At 53.2% G+C, this 16,198-nt stretch carries 16 protein-coding genes; 3 read left to right on the forward strand and 13 right to left on the reverse strand.

Going from position 1 to position 16,198, the window contains the following annotated elements; translation table 11 throughout:
- Positions 1-145 precede the first annotated feature (145 nt).
- Positions 146-634 (forward strand): transcription/translation regulatory transformer protein RfaH, encoded by a 489-nt coding sequence (gene rfaH / locus MYB54_RS20635; RefSeq protein WP_010283819.1) that lies wholly within the window; start codon positions 146-148, stop codon positions 632-634.
- A gap of 129 nt (positions 635-763) precedes the next feature.
- Here the strand turns inward: rfaH and hemB are convergent, their stop codons facing one another.
- From hemB to argC, 12 genes are all read right to left on the reverse strand, one after another.
- Positions 764-1,786 (reverse strand): porphobilinogen synthase, encoded by a 1,023-nt coding sequence (hemB, locus tag MYB54_RS20640; protein ID WP_010283816.1) that lies wholly within the window; start codon positions 1,784-1,786, stop codon positions 764-766.
- 17 nt (positions 1,787-1,803) lie between these two features.
- Positions 1,804-2,586: a 3'-5' ssDNA/RNA exonuclease TatD gene (gene tatD, locus MYB54_RS20645; RefSeq protein ID WP_039510406.1), complete on the reverse strand. Its 783-nt coding sequence runs from the start codon at positions 2,584-2,586 to the stop codon at positions 1,804-1,806.
- 105 nt (positions 2,587-2,691) lie between these two features.
- Entirely contained in the window at positions 2,692-3,444 is a 753-nt protein-coding gene (gene tatC / locus MYB54_RS20650; protein WP_010283812.1) for a Sec-independent protein translocase subunit TatC, read from the reverse strand.
- 3 nt (positions 3,445-3,447) lie between these two features.
- Positions 3,448-4,041 (reverse strand): Sec-independent protein translocase protein TatB, encoded by a 594-nt coding sequence (gene tatB / locus MYB54_RS20655; protein ID WP_014913782.1) that lies wholly within the window; start codon positions 4,039-4,041, stop codon positions 3,448-3,450.
- 3 nt (positions 4,042-4,044) lie between these two features.
- Positions 4,045-4,305, reverse strand: coding sequence for a Sec-independent protein translocase subunit TatA (gene tatA, locus MYB54_RS20660; RefSeq protein WP_014913781.1), 261 nt, complete (start codon positions 4,303-4,305; stop codon positions 4,045-4,047).
- Between the two features lie 82 nt (positions 4,306-4,387).
- A complete protein-coding gene (gene ubiB / locus MYB54_RS20665; RefSeq protein WP_014913780.1) occupies positions 4,388-6,028 on the reverse strand; it encodes a ubiquinone biosynthesis regulatory protein kinase UbiB in 1,641 nt (546 codons plus the stop codon).
- Complete coding sequence (gene ubiJ / locus MYB54_RS20670; protein ID WP_014913779.1) at positions 6,025-6,648, reverse strand: ubiquinone biosynthesis protein UbiJ; 624 nt, start codon at positions 6,646-6,648, stop codon at positions 6,025-6,027. The genes ubiB and ubiJ overlap by 4 nt, the downstream gene beginning before the upstream one ends.
- 12 nt (positions 6,649-6,660) lie before the next feature.
- Positions 6,661-7,416: a bifunctional demethylmenaquinone methyltransferase/2-methoxy-6-polyprenyl-1,4-benzoquinol methylase UbiE gene (gene ubiE / locus MYB54_RS20675; protein WP_014913778.1), complete on the reverse strand. Its 756-nt coding sequence runs from the start codon at positions 7,414-7,416 to the stop codon at positions 6,661-6,663.
- Positions 7,417-7,547: 131 nt separating this feature from the next.
- Entirely contained in the window at positions 7,548-9,110 is a 1,563-nt protein-coding gene (gene rmuC, locus MYB54_RS20680) for a DNA recombination protein RmuC (protein ID WP_039556073.1), read from the reverse strand.
- 219 nt (positions 9,111-9,329) lie between these two features.
- The gene (argH, locus tag MYB54_RS20685; RefSeq protein WP_248721291.1) at positions 9,330-10,703 is read right to left on the reverse strand and encodes an argininosuccinate lyase; all 1,374 of its coding nucleotides are present in this window, start codon (positions 10,701-10,703) and stop codon (positions 9,330-9,332) included.
- A 61-nt stretch (positions 10,704-10,764) separates the two neighbouring features.
- A complete protein-coding gene (gene argB / locus MYB54_RS20690) occupies positions 10,765-11,538 on the reverse strand; it encodes an acetylglutamate kinase (RefSeq protein WP_039278775.1) in 774 nt (257 codons plus the stop codon).
- A 37-nt stretch (positions 11,539-11,575) separates the two neighbouring features.
- Positions 11,576-12,580 (reverse strand): N-acetyl-gamma-glutamyl-phosphate reductase, encoded by a 1,005-nt coding sequence (gene argC, locus MYB54_RS20695; protein WP_248721292.1) that lies wholly within the window; start codon positions 12,578-12,580, stop codon positions 11,576-11,578.
- A 202-nt stretch (positions 12,581-12,782) separates the two neighbouring features.
- Here argC and argE point away from each other — a divergent pair, with 202 nt between their 5' ends.
- Both argE and MYB54_RS20705 read left to right on the forward strand, forming a co-directional pair.
- A complete protein-coding gene (argE, locus tag MYB54_RS20700; protein ID WP_131526237.1) occupies positions 12,783-13,934 on the forward strand; it encodes an acetylornithine deacetylase in 1,152 nt (383 codons plus the stop codon).
- A gap of 54 nt (positions 13,935-13,988) precedes the next feature.
- Positions 13,989-14,702 (forward strand): GntR family transcriptional regulator, encoded by a 714-nt coding sequence (locus tag MYB54_RS20705; protein WP_010283786.1) that lies wholly within the window; start codon positions 13,989-13,991, stop codon positions 14,700-14,702.
- A gap of 3 nt (positions 14,703-14,705) precedes the next feature.
- Here the strand turns inward: MYB54_RS20705 and MYB54_RS20710 are convergent, their stop codons facing one another.
- Complete coding sequence (locus MYB54_RS20710; RefSeq protein WP_248721293.1) at positions 14,706-15,905, reverse strand: starvation-sensing protein RspA; 1,200 nt, start codon at positions 15,903-15,905, stop codon at positions 14,706-14,708.
- Between the last annotated feature and the right edge of the window lie 293 nt (positions 15,906-16,198).

Genomic DNA, 16,198 nt, shown 5'->3' on the forward strand with positions numbered 1-16,198 from the left:
CCTGCAACACCTATTTATGGTAAGAATCTGCTCACTATCAAGAATCCGATCGCCAAAATGTGGTAACAAAAATATCTGCCGAAAATTTTTTATCCGTGCTCGCTTTTGTTATGCTTGCTCGTCGGAATCATAAGTCTGCGAAATTATGGAAGCCTGGTACTTACTGTATTGTAAACGTGGTCAACTGCTGCGAGCGAAAGAGCATCTGGAACGTCAGGATGTCACCTGCGTGAGCCCGATGATCACACTGGATAAGATCGTTCGTGGTAAACGAACGGAAGTGTGTGAACCGCTGTTCCCGAACTACCTGTTTGTGGAGTTCGACCCCGAACGCATCCACACCACCACCATCAGCGCGACGCGCGGGGTGAGCAACTTTGTGCGATTCGGTGCACTGCCCGCGACCATTCCGCAGCAGGTTATCGATGAATTATCACTTCGCCCTGTTCAGGGAATCATTGACCCACTGACGCCACAGCCTGGCGATAGCGTGGTCATTACCGACGGTATTTTCTCTGGTCTTCAGGCTATCTACACCGAGCCTGACGGCGAAGCTCGCTCGATGCTGTTGCTGAATATGTTGAATAAACAGGTCAGACAGAGCATCGATAACCGCGAGTTTCGCAAAGCTTAGTCCTTTTAAAACATAGTCCTTTTAAAACAATAGCCCTTTTAAAAGATAGCCCTTCGGAAAGCTTAGTCCGACGTTCCTTGTCCGTTTTCCCTACCCGGCGCGCTTATGCCGCACCGGATGGGAACAGGCTTAGCGCTGCATATGCTGATCGTGCAGCCACTGTGCGACACGTTTGGCAAAATAGGTCAGCACACCATCTGCACCCGCGCGTTTAAAGCACAGCAGAGACTCCATCACTACCGGTTGTTCTTGCAACCAGCCATTCTGAATCGCCGCCATGTGCATCGCGTACTCACCAGAGACCTGATAAGCAAACGTCGGCACGCCGAAGGTATCTTTGACGCGACGCACCACATCCAGATAAGGCATCCCCGGTTTGACCATCACCATATCCGCACCTTCCTGCAAATCCTGCGCAATTTCTTGCAAGGCTTCATCGCTGTTGGCCGGATCCATCTGGTAGGTTTTCTTGTTGCCACCTTTCAGATTGCCAGCGGAGCCCACGGCGTCACGGAAAGGCCCGTAATAGCACGACGCATACTTAGCCGAGTACGCCATGATCTGGGTATTGATCAAGTTTTGCGCTTCAAGGGTGTCGCGAATAGCGCCGATGCGACCGTCCATCATGTCGCTAGGCGCAATAATTTCGGCTCCAGCTTCCGCGTGGGACAGCGCCTGACGCACCAAAATCTCCTTGGTGACGTCGTTAATCACATAGCCATCCGCATCGATAATCCCGTCCTGCCCGTGCGTGGTATAGGGATCGAGCGCCACATCTGTCAGTAAACCCAGTTCTGGGACGGCGTCTTTCAACGCGCGGATTGTGCGAGGAACCAGACCATCCGGGTTATAGGCTTCTTCGGCATAGAGTGATTTCTTATCCGCTTCAATAACGGGGAACAGCGACAGCACCGGAACGCCGAGCTTAGCGATCTCTTCGGCTTCTTTCAGAAGCACGTCTATAGTCATCCGGTATACCCCCGGCATTGAGGGAACTTCCTGACGATGATTTGTCCCTTCCATCACGAAAACGGGATAAATCAAATCATTCACCGTCAGTTGATTCTCAGCAACAAGGCGGCGGCTGAAATCATGGCGGCGAATGCGACGCATACGTCGGCCGGGGAAAGTGCCGGGAAAAGCAGTGCTCATGTCATTATTCTCCTGAATCAGGCCAGCCGGAAAACCCGGCGGGCATTTTCATCTGTTGTCTGTCCCAACCATGTGGCATCTTCTCCACGCCACTCCGCAATCTGGCGAATAATATGAGGCAGATAACAGGGTTCGTTACGGCGGGAGGCCGGTTTAGGGCGTAAATCCCGGGGTAACAGATAAGGTGCGTCGGTTTCCACCAACAGCCGATCGGCAGGAATATGCGGCAGTAAGGCGCGCAGCTCAAGCCCGCGACGCTCATCGCAAACCCAGCCGGTAATGCCGACCATCAGCCCCGCAGCCAGACACTCATCCAATTCATGACGATTGCCGGTAAAGCAGTGAACGACGGCGGCAGGTAACTGACTCAACCACGGCGTCAGCAGAGAGATAAAGCGGGAATGGGCATCACGACAGTGAAGAAAAACCGGCATGGACCGTTCGGCCGCTATCGCTAACTGCGCGCTAAATGCCCGCTCCTGCTCTTCTGGCGTCGAAAAGTTACGGTTGAAATCCAACCCACATTCGCCAATAGCAACCACGCAGGCGGCGCTTGCCATCTGATGAAGCTGTTCAGCGATGCCGTCATTCCATTGGCTGGCATCATGCGGATGAACGCCTGCCGTTGACCAACAGTAATCGGGGTAGGCTTGCGCCAGTAACATGGCCTGATGGCTTTCCTGAGCGTTTGTTCCGGTGATCAAGATGCCGCTGACACCCGCTTCCTTTGCCCGGATGACGACCTGCTCTCTGTCTTTTTCAAACTGAGAACTGGTTAGATTGACACCGATATCAAACATAACTCTCACCTGCCCGTGACCGTTCGCCGATTTTACGCTGGCGAATAAAAAATAAGACCTCTCAAAGAGAGGTCATTTTACCGTCCTACCGCAGGAAACTGTTCGTTACTGCGATGGCTCTTCGGTTTCAGCGCGTCGGCCTTTGCCAACATAAAACCGCGAGAAGAAGACGCCGATTTCAAACAGTAGATACATGGGAATCGCCAGCAGCGTCTGCGAAAAAACATCCGGTGGCGTTAGCAACATACCGACAACGAACGCGCCGACCAAAATATAAGGACGCTTTCTTTTCAGCTCTTCCGGCGTCACCACGCCACTCCAGCAGAGCAGCACAATGGCAACTGGCACTTCAAACGATATTCCGAACGCCATGAACAGCGCCATAACAAAATCGAGGTAGTTATTGATGTCCGTCGCAATCAGCACGCCAATAGGCGCGGTTTTCGCAAAAAAGCCAAACGCCAGCGGGAACACCACGAAGTACGCGAACGCCATGCCCATATAAAACAGCAGACTACTGGAGACCAGCAACGGCATCATTAAGCGACGCTCGTGTTTATACAGGGCTGGCGCCACAAATGCCCACACCTGATACAGCACCAGCGGCGCAGCGACAAACACTGAGACAATCATCGTCAGTTTTATCGGCGCAAAAAAAGGCGAGGCGACATCGGTCGCGATCATGCTGGCACCCGCAGGTAATTGCTCAATGAGCGGGGCGGAAACCAGTTGATAAATGTCGTTGGCAAAGTACACCAGCGAAATAAATACCGCCAGCACACAGATAATGCTGTTCAGTAGCCGCTTACGTAGCTCAATCAGGTGGCTAATTAGCGGTTGAGTCTCTTCATCGGCCATAAACTAACGACTATCGCTCGGTTGGCGGGCAGAAACAGCAGAAGACTGGGACTGCTCAGGTTTGACATTATCGCTGCTGACAGCGTCATCACTCGCGGCGTTGTGACCATCATGGTGATGTTCAGCCACAGTAGCGCTTTCAGGTTTAGGCTGACTGACTGCCGGACGTACTGCGGTTTCCGCTTCAATCACCCCATCGTAGGCCGCTTCGGGATCGCTCAGCGGGGTGCTGTGCTGCGGTTCCGCCGTCGCGCGATGACCTTCTGACGTTTGGTGGTCATCTGGCTTTTGCGGCGACACTGTCTCGGTATAGCCACGTTTCATCGCTTCTGCCGCTTCTTTGAGTTCATCCATTGAGGCTTTCAACTCAGGCGACAGATTCTGCAAACTGGCTTTTTCGACTTTCTTCAGGCTTTCCTGAAACTCCTGGAGTTTCAGCTCCTGCGACAGCTCATTCTGAACCGTAGACGCCAGCGAACGCAGCGTCCTGATCCAGCTTGCAACCGTTCTGACCGCCACAGGCAAACGCTCCGGCCCGAGGACAATCAGGCCAAGAACCATCACCAATAGCAATTCACCAAAACCGATATCGAACACAGATTACACCTGCTCTTTATGCTGGCTCTTCGTTTCGCCTGGCTTGGCGTCTGATTGGTTGTCAGCGATAGACTTGGTAGAGAAATCGGCATCTGGCTGTGTTTTGTCTGCGCCAGTAGACTGCTGATCGTCACCCATCGCTTTCTTAAAGCCTTTGATAGATGCACCCAGATCCGAACCCAGCGTTCTCAGCTTGTTGGTTCCGAACAGTAAGATGACGATGACTGCGATAATCAACAGGTTCCAGAGACTAATACCACCCATAACATTTACCTCTTTTCAAAAAGGGGAACGACAGAATTCTCGTTATTATATCGGGTAATTCTGGCGTGCATCATGATCTGCTTCAACGAGTTCGACGCCAACCGATAATCCAGGCAACAATTCCTGCGGCCATCAACCCCGAGGGAACCATATCGGCTTCAACACGGCTGATCAGTAATAACGTACCACTGATTAGCAACGTTGCGCCAATACCCAAAAGATATCGTGACTGCCCTTGACGAGACTGCTGCGTCTTCAACTCATAGGCCAACTGATCGACGCTTTGCTTTAACATCTTATGCTGACGCAACCCGTCATAAAATAATTCAGGGACTTCCGGCAATTTTTCAGCCCAGAACGGCGCCTTTTCTTTGAGTGCACGGAAAACCGCAGGCAAACCGACCTGTTGTTTCAGCCAGTTTTCCAGAAACGGCTTGGCGGTTTTCCACAGATCGAGCTGCGGATAAAGCTGCCGCCCCACGCCTTCGACATACAGCAGCGTTTTTTGCAGCAACACTAGCTGAGGCTGTACTTCCATATTGAAGCGACGCGCCGTATTAAACAGATTCAGTAATACATGGCCGAACGAAATTTCTGCCAACGGCTTCTCAAAGATCGGCTCACAGACCGTACGAATAGCAAACTCAAAATCGGCAACATTGGTGTCTGGAGGCACCCAGCCCGAATCCACATGCAGTTCGGCAACTTTGCGATAATCGCGGTTGAAGAAGGCAATGAAATTCTCAGCCAGATAGCGCTTATCTTCTTTATTCAACGAACCAACGATGCCGCAGTCAATACCAATGTATTGCGGGTCTTCCGGGTGCTCGTAGCTAATAAAGATATTGCCGGGATGCATATCTGCGTGGAAGAAACTATCGCGGAACACCTGCGTGAAGAAAACCTGAACGCCGCGTTCTGCCAGTAGCTTCATATCCGTGCCATTGGCTGTCAGCGCGTCGACATCAGAAACAGGAATACCGTAGATTCGCTCCATCACCAACATGCCTTCACTGCAGTAATCCGAATAAACTTCCGGCACATACAGCATCGGGCTGTTCTCAAAATTACGCCGCAGTTGGATGGCGTTTGCCGCTTCTCGCAGCAAGTTCAGCTCATCAAGCAGCGTTTTTTCATATTCCAGCACCACTTCGCGCGGGCGCAGGCGACGACCATCCGGCAACAGGTGCGGCAACCACCCCGCCAGACGTTTCATCAGGCGCATATCCGCCTTGATGACGGGCAAAATATCCGGGCGAATAACCTTGATAACGATCTCTTTTCCCGTGCTTTTCAGACAGGCGGTATGCACCTGTGCAATCGAGGCAGAGGCCAGCGGTTTAATGTCAAAATCATCAAACCACTCTTCAAGGGGGATTCCGCCCATCGACAGCTCAATTTGCTCGCGCGCCAATTTGCCATCAAACGGCTCAACCTTATCCTGCAACATCGCCAGTTGATCGGCGATAGCCGGTGGGAACAGATCGCGGCGTGTGGACATCATTTGTCCGAACTTAATCCACACGGGCCCTAGTTCCTGAAGCGCCAAACGCAGACGTTCCCCTAAAGGCTTAGTCCGGTGACGATTGGGTAACCAGAACAGCAGACGACGGCCCGCACGTAGCGGCAGCGTCAAACGCATTTTAGGAATCAGTTCGTCCAGACCATAGCTCAACAGCACACGCACAATGCCGTAAAGGCGGCGTAATTCACTGGGCGTCATCGTAAAGCCTCCAGCTTCGCCAGCCGTTCGGACAACGTATCGGCGGATTTATCCAGCGCAACAATTTCCTCATGGAACCAGGCGTTTTCCAGTTTTCCCGGAGCCAGTCGCCACTCTTCCGTTAGCGTATCAGACAAGAAATGTTGCTGCTGATGGAATGAGCGTCTCAGGAAACTCAGGGTTTTTTGTGCCGTTTGGGTAAGCCCCTGAGCAACAATATCGCCCAGATAGGGGGACAACCACTCCGCCGGATCGAACTCCGCCAGATCAACCAGCACGATGAACTGTTGAACAACTTGAATATCGCCTTCTATCACCAGCTCGCCGCTGCGCATCAGCGACGATAGCTGTTGACGATCGCGTAATTTCATCAGAACCGGAACGCGTGTTTTCAGGCAGCAATCCGCTGGCTCGCCCCATTGGCTGATCACGTCCAGCCGCTGTTCGTTAAACACCAGCACCAAGGGCATATCCAGTTCAGCCAGCTCGATCTGAAGTGTTTTCCCCTGTAAGCGCTGGCGGGCAGACTTCATGCTGCGATCGCAAGAAACCGTATCGTGAAAAAGCAGCTGATTCAGCGCGGTTTCCAGCGTAGCAGTCAGAAAAGACGTTATCAGCATTGGCGTTTCCAATCAGAATTTAAACCCACGATGCAGCGCAACGATTCCACCGGTGAGGTTGAAATAGTTAACACTGTCAAAACCGGCATCGCTCATCATCCCTTTCAGCGTTTCCTGATCGGGGTGCATGCGGATAGATTCCGCCAGATAGCGGTAGCTCCCGGCATCACTCGCCACGGCTTCGCCAATCCTCGGCAGGATATGAAATGAATACGCATCGTAAACGGTGCTCAGCTGTTTAATGATCGGCTTAGAAAACTCCAGCACCAGCAAGCGACCACCCGGCTTCAGCACGCGGTACATGGAGCGCAGCGCTTTGTTTTTGTCCGTCACGTTGCGCAGACCAAAGGAGATAGTAATGCAGTCGAAGAAGTCATCAGGGAACGGCAGCGCTTCAGCATTGGCCTGCACGTAGTTGATGTTGTCGATAATGCCTTTGTTACGCAGTTTTTCGCGGCCCACTTTCAGCATTGATGCGTTGATGTCCGCCAGAATGACCTCACCACCTTCGCCAACCATGCGGGAGAATTTGGCGGTTAAATCCCCTGTGCCTCCGGCAAGATCCAGAACTCGCTGGTTACGTCTTACTCCACTACATTCGATAGTGAAACGCTTCCAGACACGGTGGATACCAAAGGACATCAGGTCATTCATCAAGTCATACTTTGCTGCTACAGAATGAAAAACCTCAGCCACCATGACTTCTTTTTCATCCCTGGCGACAGTCCGAAAACCAAAGTCGGCCGTTTTCTCCTGCTCACTTGCCATCTTATCCGCCTACTATTTCAGTCAAATTTCGGGTCTACCCATTAATGGTGAGAGTGTACCAGACCCGTATAAAAACCCCACTGCACTAATTTCGCATAGCATGGTGCCAAGCCCACGAAATTCATACCTATTTAGTATGAATCAGTACGGGTAGCGAAAGGGGATTCCCCTTCTTCGCCCTCCGTTTTCACGGTTGGTGAAACAGCGTCGGGCGCTACGGAATCCGGTAATTCATCGCGTTCAGCGTGCTCATGGGCCGTTGCTTTTTCTGCTAATGACGGGCTGATTGTGCGTTTAATTTCTACACCCAGCGCACGGAACCCCTCAGCCTGGCCAATAAGGTTACCACGCCCAGAGGAAAGTTTATTCATCGCCTGACGATAAGTGCCCTGCGCTTTATCCAAACCTTGCCCCAGCGCTTCCATATCATCGACAAACAACCGCAGTTTATCGTACAGCCGCGACGCTTTTTCAGCGATCTGCTGTGCATTGCGGCTCTGTTGTTCATAGCGCCATAAATTGGTGATAGTGCGTAATGCCACCAGCAGCGTGGTCGGGCTGACCAGCATAATATTGTGCTTTAGCGCTTCGTTGATCAATTCGGGCTGGCGATCGATAGCGACCAGAAAAGCTGGTTCGACCGGAATAAACATCAGCACGTAGTCTAGCGAACGCAGCCCCGGCAGCTGCTGGTAATCTTTGCTGCTCAACTGCCGAATATGGCTGCGAACCGAGAGCAAATGTTCGTTCAACGCCACACTGCGCTCTGCGTCATCGTCACTATTGAAATAACGCTCGTAGGCCACCAGCGACATCTTGGCATCGATCACGACATCTTTGCCCTGCGGTAAGCGCACGATGACATCCGGTTGCAGGCGGCTATTTGCCCCCGTCTGCACGCTGACCTGTGTTTGGTACTCATAGCCTTCACGCAGGCCGGAAGCTTCCAGTACGCGGCTTAACACCACCTCGCCCCAGTTACCCTGCGTTTTGTTATCGCCTTTCAGCGCTTTCGTCAGGTTGATGGCCTCGTGTGCCATCTGCGCGTTCAGCTGTTGCAGATTGCGGATTTCATGCGCCAGCGTATGACGCTCACGCGCTTCCGCCCCAAAGCTGTCCTGCACCTGACGACGGAAGCCATCAAGCTGCTCACGCAGCGGCATCAGCAGCTTATCCAGACTCTGTTTATTTTGTTCATCCACTTTGCGGCCGCTGTGTTCAAAAATCCGGTTCGCCAGATTCTCAAACTGTGTCGTCAACCGCTGTTCGCTGTTTGCCAGCAGCCGCTGCTTCTCTTCCGCCGCCATACGGGTTTCTTCCAGCCGAATGGTGACTTCTCGCAGCTCCGCTTCCTGCGCACTATTGATTTCACGCAGCGTCCGTAGTTCCTGATTGAGCTGCACGCACTCGGCGCGGAGTTCACCGAGCTGTTGCAGCTTTTCATGGCTGGCAGAGAGTTGAGCGTGGACCGTACGCAGCTCCAGCTCGTTTTGCCGTAGCCGCTGTTCGTGCAGCTGCTTTGCCTGCTGCTGTTCGCTGAGCGACTGCTGAGTCTGCTGCAATGTCTGCGCCAGCAGTTGCTGTTCGGTGTCATGCCGCGACAGCTTCTGCTGATGAATCAGGCTGGCAATTAACCACCCGACCAACAGACCCACTGCACTGCCGCCCAGACCATAAAATATGCTGATATCCACTTTGCCTCCGCAGGCCTTTCACGCTGTCGGTCAAGGTAAAATGATACTGTATGGATGTCCAGAAACAATTCCGGCGGGGAAGACGCTGAGCAGAAAAATGCGAGCCGCATTCCATATGAAAATGGATAGATGATAATTTGCAGAAGAATCAGATCGGTAACGGTGGAATTCCCCCAACGCGGAACACCACGCTGGGGGAACAGAACAGAGGTGGGCGAGTTAAGCTAAGCGCTGCTTCGCATAACTAATCGCTTTAGCGACCTGCTGCGGCGACACGCCACCTTGTGCAGCACGCTTATCCAGGCAGGATTGTAACGCCAGAATCGGGTACACATCCTCGCCAATCACAGCGCTGAATTTTTGCAGATCGGCCAGCGGCAACGCTTCCAATGCTTTGCCCTGACGAATGGCTTCAACCACCGCTTCACCCACGATATGGTGCGCTTCACGGAATGGAACGCCTTTCGCGACTAGGTAATCCGCCAGCTCTGTCGAGTTCGCGTAGCCTTGTTCGGCTGCTTCTTTACAACGTGGACGCTTCACCTGAATACCTTCCAGCACCAGACCCGCCATCATCAGGCAGTCGTGCCAGGTATCCAGCGCGTCAAACAGCCCTTCTTTGTCTTCCTGCATGTCTTTGTTATACGCCAACGGCAGGCCTTTAAGCGTCATCATCATGCCGGTCAACGCGCCCTGTACGCGACCGCATTTACCGCGAATCAGCTCCAGCGCATCCGGGTTTTTCTTCTGTGGCATCAGGGAAGAACCGGATGTCACACGGTCAGACAGCTCAACAAACGCCGCTTCACCGCTGTTGAAGAAGATCAGATCTTCGGCAAAACGCGACAGGTGGATCATGCCGATCGAGGCATCGGACAGCAGTTCCAGCACATGATCGCGATCGGAAACCGTATCCAGACTGTTACGCGTGGCCGAGGCAAATCCCAGCCAGCCCGCCAGTTGCTCACGGTCGATCGGATAAGCCGTTCCCGCCAGCGCGCCACAGCCCAGCGGGCTGACATCCAGACGCTTCAGCGTATCTTCCAAGCGGCTTTCATCACGCGCCAGCATCTCGTGGTAAGCCAGACACCAATGTGCAAACGTCACCGGCTGTGCGCGCTGCAAGTGGGTATAACCCGGCATCACCGCATCCTGATTCGCTTCCGCCGTCGTGACCAGCGCCTGACGTAGCTGGCGTACCGACAGCAGCAGCTCTGCAATCTGCGCTTTGCACCAGAGTTTCAGGTCGGTCGCGACCTGATCGTTACGGCTACGACCGGTATGCAGTTTTTTACCTAAATCGCCGACTTTCTCAATCAGACGCTGTTCAACCCAGCTGTGAATGTCTTCTGCGTCGCTTTGCAGGATCATCTCAGGGTCAGCCTGTACCTCAACCAGCAACGCATTCAGCGCCTGTTCCAGTTGCTGCTGCTCCTGCTCGCTGAGCACATTGACCGTCACCAGCGCTTTCGACCAGCCGATCGAGCCAACGATGTCCTGTTCCGCCAGACGGTAATCAAACCGCAGTGAGTCATTAAATTGTTTAAAACGCTGATCTGCTGCCTGACTAAACCGACCGCCCCACAAAGCCATAACGATTACTCCCAGAATTTAATTCATGTTGGTATCGCATCATGCCATACCCAGAAACGACTTACGCCAGAATACGTGTACCAATCGCCACGCCGTTGAACAGCGCAGGTAGTTGCTCGGCATGACGCCAGCTGGCGATATCAACCGGACGCCCCAGCGCACGCGCGGCATCCAGCGCAGCATTGACCTTAACAATCATGCCGTCGGTAATAATGCCCTGAGCAATCAGCTGTTCGGCTTTCTCTGCCGTCATTTCGGCAATACGCTGACCTTTACCGTCCAGAATGCCGCTCACGTCAGACAGCAGGATTAAATCCGCACCCAGCGTTTGCGCCAGTGCCGTCGCCGCCTGGTCAGCGTTGACGTTCATCAGGTCGCCCTGCGCCGTAATACCGATGGAGCTAACGACAGGCAGGTAGCCCGCAGACAGCAGCGTGTTCAGCAGCGCAGGCGATCCCGCTTCCGCTTTACCCACAAAGCCCAAAGACTCATCGAGCTGCGTAACCGTCGTGCTGCCGCCATCGCCCAAGCACAAGCCGACTGCGTTGATATCATGCTTCTTCGCCCATGACAGCAGCGTCTTGTTGGCGGAACCCGCCAGCGCACCGGTGATGATGTCGATCTGATCGGCTGGCGTGACGCGCAGGCCGTTTTTCTTCACGACTGGCAGCGCCAGCTTCTTCATCAACTCGTCCACCAGACAGCCGCCACCGTGCACAATCACCAGCGGACGCTGATGCTCCTGACGGTAAGCCACCAGTGCGGTGAACAGACGCTCCAGCGCTTCTTCGCTATCCAGTAAAACGCCACCTAATTTGATAATTAACGGATTCATTATGCTTCGCGCCTCGAAATGTCGGGACCAGTAGTCATTAAATTAACGATTGGGTTTCAGGGAAACCAAAACGAATGTTCATGCATTGCACAGCCTGTGCCGCCGCGCCTTTCAGCAGGTTATCTTCGGTTGCCACCACGATGAGGTGCTCACCGTCAACGGAGAAACCGATATCGCAGAACGGCAGGCCGACAACGGATTTCAGCGCCGGAACGCCCTTGTCATACAGGCGAACCAACGGCTTATCGTGATAGGCGTTGTGATAGGCTTCGGCAACATCCTGCTGGGTGACGTCCGGTTGCAGGCGGCAGGTGATGGTTTCCAGAATACCGCGAGCGAAGTTGCCCAAATGCGGCGTGAAGATCACTGGCGTGCCGAGGTGCGTTGAAATTTCAGGTTCATGACGATGGTTGAAAATACCGTACGGTTGAAAGCTGACTTCGCAGAAGCTGTTGGTCATCGACGCTTTACGCCCTGCCCCGCTCACGCCGCTCACGGCATTAATCACCGGCCATTGCGCCGGGTTCAGCAATTGCGCGTCCAGCAGCGGCTTCAGCGCCAGCTGTGCTGCCGTTGGATAACAGCCCGGCACCGCAATCAGCTGCGCGTGTTTTACGCTTTCAGCACGCCATTCGGCCAGCCCGTAAACCGCTTTTGCCAGCCAGTCAGGGTGCTGATGCTCAAAGCCATAGTAGCGACGATAAAAGTCGGCATCCTGTACGCGAAACGCGCCGGATAAATCAAAAACGGTGCAGCCTGCCGCCAGAAAAACAGGGGCCAGATCGTGGCTGACTTTGTGGTCAGTCGCCAGAAAAACGACATCCACGCCTTTCGCCGCTTCTTCCGCATCGGTCAGCGGTTTTACCGGTACATCAATGATGCCTTTGAGCTGCGGATGTAAATCAGAAATCAATTTTCCTGCATCGACACTTTGCGCAGAAACCATCAAAGCGGTTATGTTCATCTGTGGGTGACGGTTCAGGTAGAGCGCAAGCTCAGCGCCGGTATAACCACTTGCACCAACAATCAGCGTATTCAGCATGGGATCCGTATACCTTCTTACTTATCTATGGAACAGGTAACAGGGCTCACCAGCGTCGGTACGCTGTTCACCCGCGAAACTCAGTGAAAGTGACGAATCGCCATCGCCGTACCTTTGGGTTTCCTTTCGCCGAGCATTATTGTATTTTTATTCAAAATAAATGCATGAATATTGATACTACCCTAACCAGAGGCTGTCAACAGTGAAGATGAATTTACCCCCTTTTATTGAGCTATATCGGGCATTGATCGCCACACCGTCCATCAGTGCCACCGACAGCGCGCTCGATCAAAGTAATCATACCTTAATCAACCTGCTGGCAGGCTGGTTCGGCGATCTCGGCTTCCATGTGGAAGTCCAACCGGTCCCCGGCACCCTCAATAAATTTAATATGCTGGCGCGGATTGGTGAAGGAAAAGGTGGCTTATTGTTGGCAGGCCACACCGACACCGTCCCGTTCGACGATGGTCGCTGGACGCGCGACCCATTCACGCTGACCGAACATGACAACAAGCTGTACGGCTTGGGTACGGCGGATATGAAAGGCTTCTTTGCCTTTATTCTGGATGCGTTACGCGATATCGATCCGACTAAGCTAACGAAACCGCTCTATGTGCTGGCAACGGCAGATGAAGAGACGACCATGGCCGGTGCCAAGTATTTCTCCGAATCCACGCAGATTCGCCCGGACTGCGCCATCATCGGCGAACCGACGTCTCTGCAACCGGTGCGCGCCCACAAGGGTCATATGTCCAACGCAATCCGCATTCAGGGGCAGTCCGGTCACTCCAGCGATCCTTCGCGTGGCGTGAACGCGATTGAACTGATGCACGAAGCCATTTCTCATCTGCTGGTATTGCGTAACACGCTACAGGAACGCTATCACAACCCGATTTTCCACATTCCTCACCCGACCATGAACCTCGGCCACATTCACGGCGGCGATGCCGCTAACCGCATCTGCGGCTGCTGTGAACTGCATATGGATATCCGTCCGCTGCCGGGCATTACGCTTAACGATTTGGATGGACTGCTGTCAGAAGCGCTTGAGCCTGTCAGCCAGCGCTGGCCGGGTCGGTTGACCATCAGCGAGCTGCACCCTCCGATTCCTGGCTATGAGTGCCCGCCCGATCACCGTCTAGTGTCAGTCGTAGAGAAGCTGCTGGGGACGAAAACGGAAATCGTTAACTACTGCACCGAAGCGCCGTTTATTCAGACGCTGTGCCCGACGCTGGTTCTGGGGCCGGGCTCGATCGAGCAGGCGCACCAGCCGGATGAATATATTGATACCAAGTTTATCAAACCAACGCGTGACCTGATCTCGCAGGTGATTCATCACTTCTGTCACCACTGATCCGATGCAAGCGGCCTTGTCAGCTACGCTGGCAGGGCTATTTTGAGACAGCTCATGAAAAAGAAAGACTTCATCGCGCAGGATTTACTGAGCAAAATCTATCAGCACACCGATCCGCTGCCGGAAAAGCTGCCGCCGGAACGCCAACTGGCGGAGGAATACGGCGTGTCGCGTTTTACCATCCGTCAGGCACTGGAAAAGCTCGCCAGCATCGGCGCGATCCATATGGTACAGGGCTCGGGTAACTTCATTAATCAGGGCGTACGCAGCAATCCGCTGGTGTATAACTCGATTACCGAAAAGAAATTTAATCAGATTTCATTCCGTCTGCTTAGCCTGCATAAGCGGCTACCGACGCGAGAAGAGCAACAGGTTTTTGCTATCAGCGAAAATACGTTCATATGGGAATTCAGCCGGTTACGCTACGTCGATAACCGCAAGGTGCAGATCGAGATATCGAAGATGCCTGCCGCGGATTTCCCAGACATGAGCCAGAAGATTATTGAAAGCTCGATTCAGCAGTATGTGCTCAGCAAGGGCTACGCGATTTCACACTACCTGACGCATTATCAGGCGGTTAACGTCACCAAAGCACAGGCTGAGCTGCTGGGCTGCAAGAAAGGCACGGCGGCGATGCATATTCTTAATCGCGGTATTTTACAGGGCGGTCGCGTGTACGAATCGAGCGATATCATCGACATTAACTACGCCTGTACCTACGTTATCCCCTTCAACCGCGATAACCTGACCTTCCGCCAGTCGCCGTAAGACTCAAGGCGTATGCATCGTGCCATCTGGCAGGCGGCTTTGCGTCCACTCGTGCGGACGATAGACGACGGGGAACCGCCGCGCCGCGTCCAGATCGATCCCAACGCCGATACCGGGGCGCTCAATCGGATACAGATAACCCTTCTCCGGCTCCACCGCCTGCGGGAAGACCTTGCGGGTATTTTCCGGGTAAGCGACAAATTCCTGAATAGCGGCGTTGTGCAAATGGATATTCAGATGAATGTTGACCGCCGCGCCGATAGGCGTCATATCCGGCGGACAATGCCACGCCAGACGGACACCAAAATTCTGACAGAATGCGCCCAGCTTCAGTGCCGGCGTAATCCCGCCAATCTGTGAGACATGGCAGCGGATGAAATCAACCTGACGGTTAATCACCAGATTCTGCCACTCGGCGGGGTTATTAAACAGCTCCCCAGTCGCCAGCGGCACTGCGCTCTGGCTGCGGATCTGCGCCAGCCACTCATTTTGCGCAGGCGGCAAAATGTCTTCGATAAAATAGGGGCGATAGGCTTCTACCGCTTTGGCGAACTGCACGGCCTGATTCGGGAACAAGCGCTCATGAACATCATGCAGGATGTGGAAACGATCGCCGTATTTCTCACGCAGCGCACGGAACATAGCGAGCGTGTTGGCCATGTACTGATCCTGATCGTAATAGGCTCCCTCCGTCGGTTGCCGCGTGCTGTGCAGCGCATCGGGATTACCGCCATAGAATCCTAGCTGACAGCGGATATGGCGATAGCCCTGCGCATACAGCCGATCCACTTCCTGATAAAGCCCATCCAGCGTATCGCTGGCAGCATGGCTGTAAGCGGCAATGGCATCACGGGATTTCCCACCAAACAGGTGATAGAGCGGCATATCCGCCAGCTTGCCCTTGATGTCCCACAGCGCCATATCGACGCCCGCCACCGCATTGTTGATAACCGGCCCGTTACGCCAATAGGCGTTGACCATCATCATGTGCCACAGGTCTTCAATGTGGTTAGCATCTCGTCCTAGCAGCAGCGGTTTGAGGTACTCGTCCACCATCGCTTTGACGGCCAGCGGGCGCTGCTGGAAGGTCGCACAGCCATAACCTGTCACGCCTTTATCCGTGTGAACCACCACCGTCACTAAATTATGGCGGTCAGGGCGGGTAACAAGACATTCAATGTCAGTAATGATTGTCGGCAACACAAAAATATCCTCCAGAGCATTTACCGGAATAGCGCTACCCGGCAAAAACACAGTCTAAAATTAGTTTCTTTTTTTGTTTTCTACTTATTTTTTCTTTTATTGTAAACCTCTTATTTAAAAGATTTATTTTGGTTTGAAAAAGTCATCTAATTGATTAAAAAACCAGACCAATTATCGAATAATGGCAACAAACAGGCCCTTACAGGCTAACCATGTGACGAACTTCATGTTTTATTGGTTTGTTTTTTCTTCTTTAAGTTTTTACTATCGGTGGAAATAATTCGGCCAAAAAT

Origin of the sequence: Pectobacterium nicotianae, from assembly GCF_023272715.1 — a bacterium.
Taxonomy (GTDB): Bacteria; Pseudomonadota; Gammaproteobacteria; order Enterobacterales; family Enterobacteriaceae; genus Pectobacterium; species Pectobacterium brasiliense.

What these genes read in the sequence shown, in the direction of transcription:
- rfaH (WP_010283819.1), top strand. Translation starts at nt 146, where the DNA reads ATGGAAGCCTGGTACTTACTGTATTGTAAACGTGGTCAACTGCTGCGA.
- hemB (WP_010283816.1), bottom strand. Translation starts at nt 1,786, where the DNA reads ATGAGCACTGCTTTTCCCGGCACTTTCCCCGGCCGACGTATGCGTCGC.
- tatD (WP_039510406.1), bottom strand. Translation starts at nt 2,586, where the DNA reads ATGTTTGATATCGGTGTCAATCTAACCAGTTCTCAGTTTGAAAAAGAC.
- tatC (WP_010283812.1), bottom strand. Translation starts at nt 3,444, where the DNA reads ATGGCCGATGAAGAGACTCAACCGCTAATTAGCCACCTGATTGAGCTA.
- tatA (WP_014913781.1), bottom strand. Translation starts at nt 4,305, where the DNA reads ATGGGTGGTATTAGTCTCTGGAACCTGTTGATTATCGCAGTCATCGTC.
- ubiB (WP_014913780.1), bottom strand. Translation starts at nt 6,028, where the DNA reads ATGACGCCCAGTGAATTACGCCGCCTTTACGGCATTGTGCGTGTGCTG.
- ubiJ (WP_014913779.1), bottom strand. Translation starts at nt 6,648, where the DNA reads ATGCTGATAACGTCTTTTCTGACTGCTACGCTGGAAACCGCGCTGAAT.
- ubiE (WP_014913778.1), bottom strand. Translation starts at nt 7,416, where the DNA reads ATGGCAAGTGAGCAGGAGAAAACGGCCGACTTTGGTTTTCGGACTGTC.
- argH (WP_248721291.1), bottom strand. Translation starts at nt 10,703, where the DNA reads ATGGCTTTGTGGGGCGGTCGGTTTAGTCAGGCAGCAGATCAGCGTTTT.
- argB (WP_039278775.1), bottom strand. Translation starts at nt 11,538, where the DNA reads ATGAATCCGTTAATTATCAAATTAGGTGGCGTTTTACTGGATAGCGAA.
- argC (WP_248721292.1), bottom strand. Translation starts at nt 12,580, where the DNA reads ATGCTGAATACGCTGATTGTTGGTGCAAGTGGTTATACCGGCGCTGAG.
- MYB54_RS20705 (WP_010283786.1), top strand. Translation starts at nt 13,989, where the DNA reads ATGAAAAAGAAAGACTTCATCGCGCAGGATTTACTGAGCAAAATCTAT.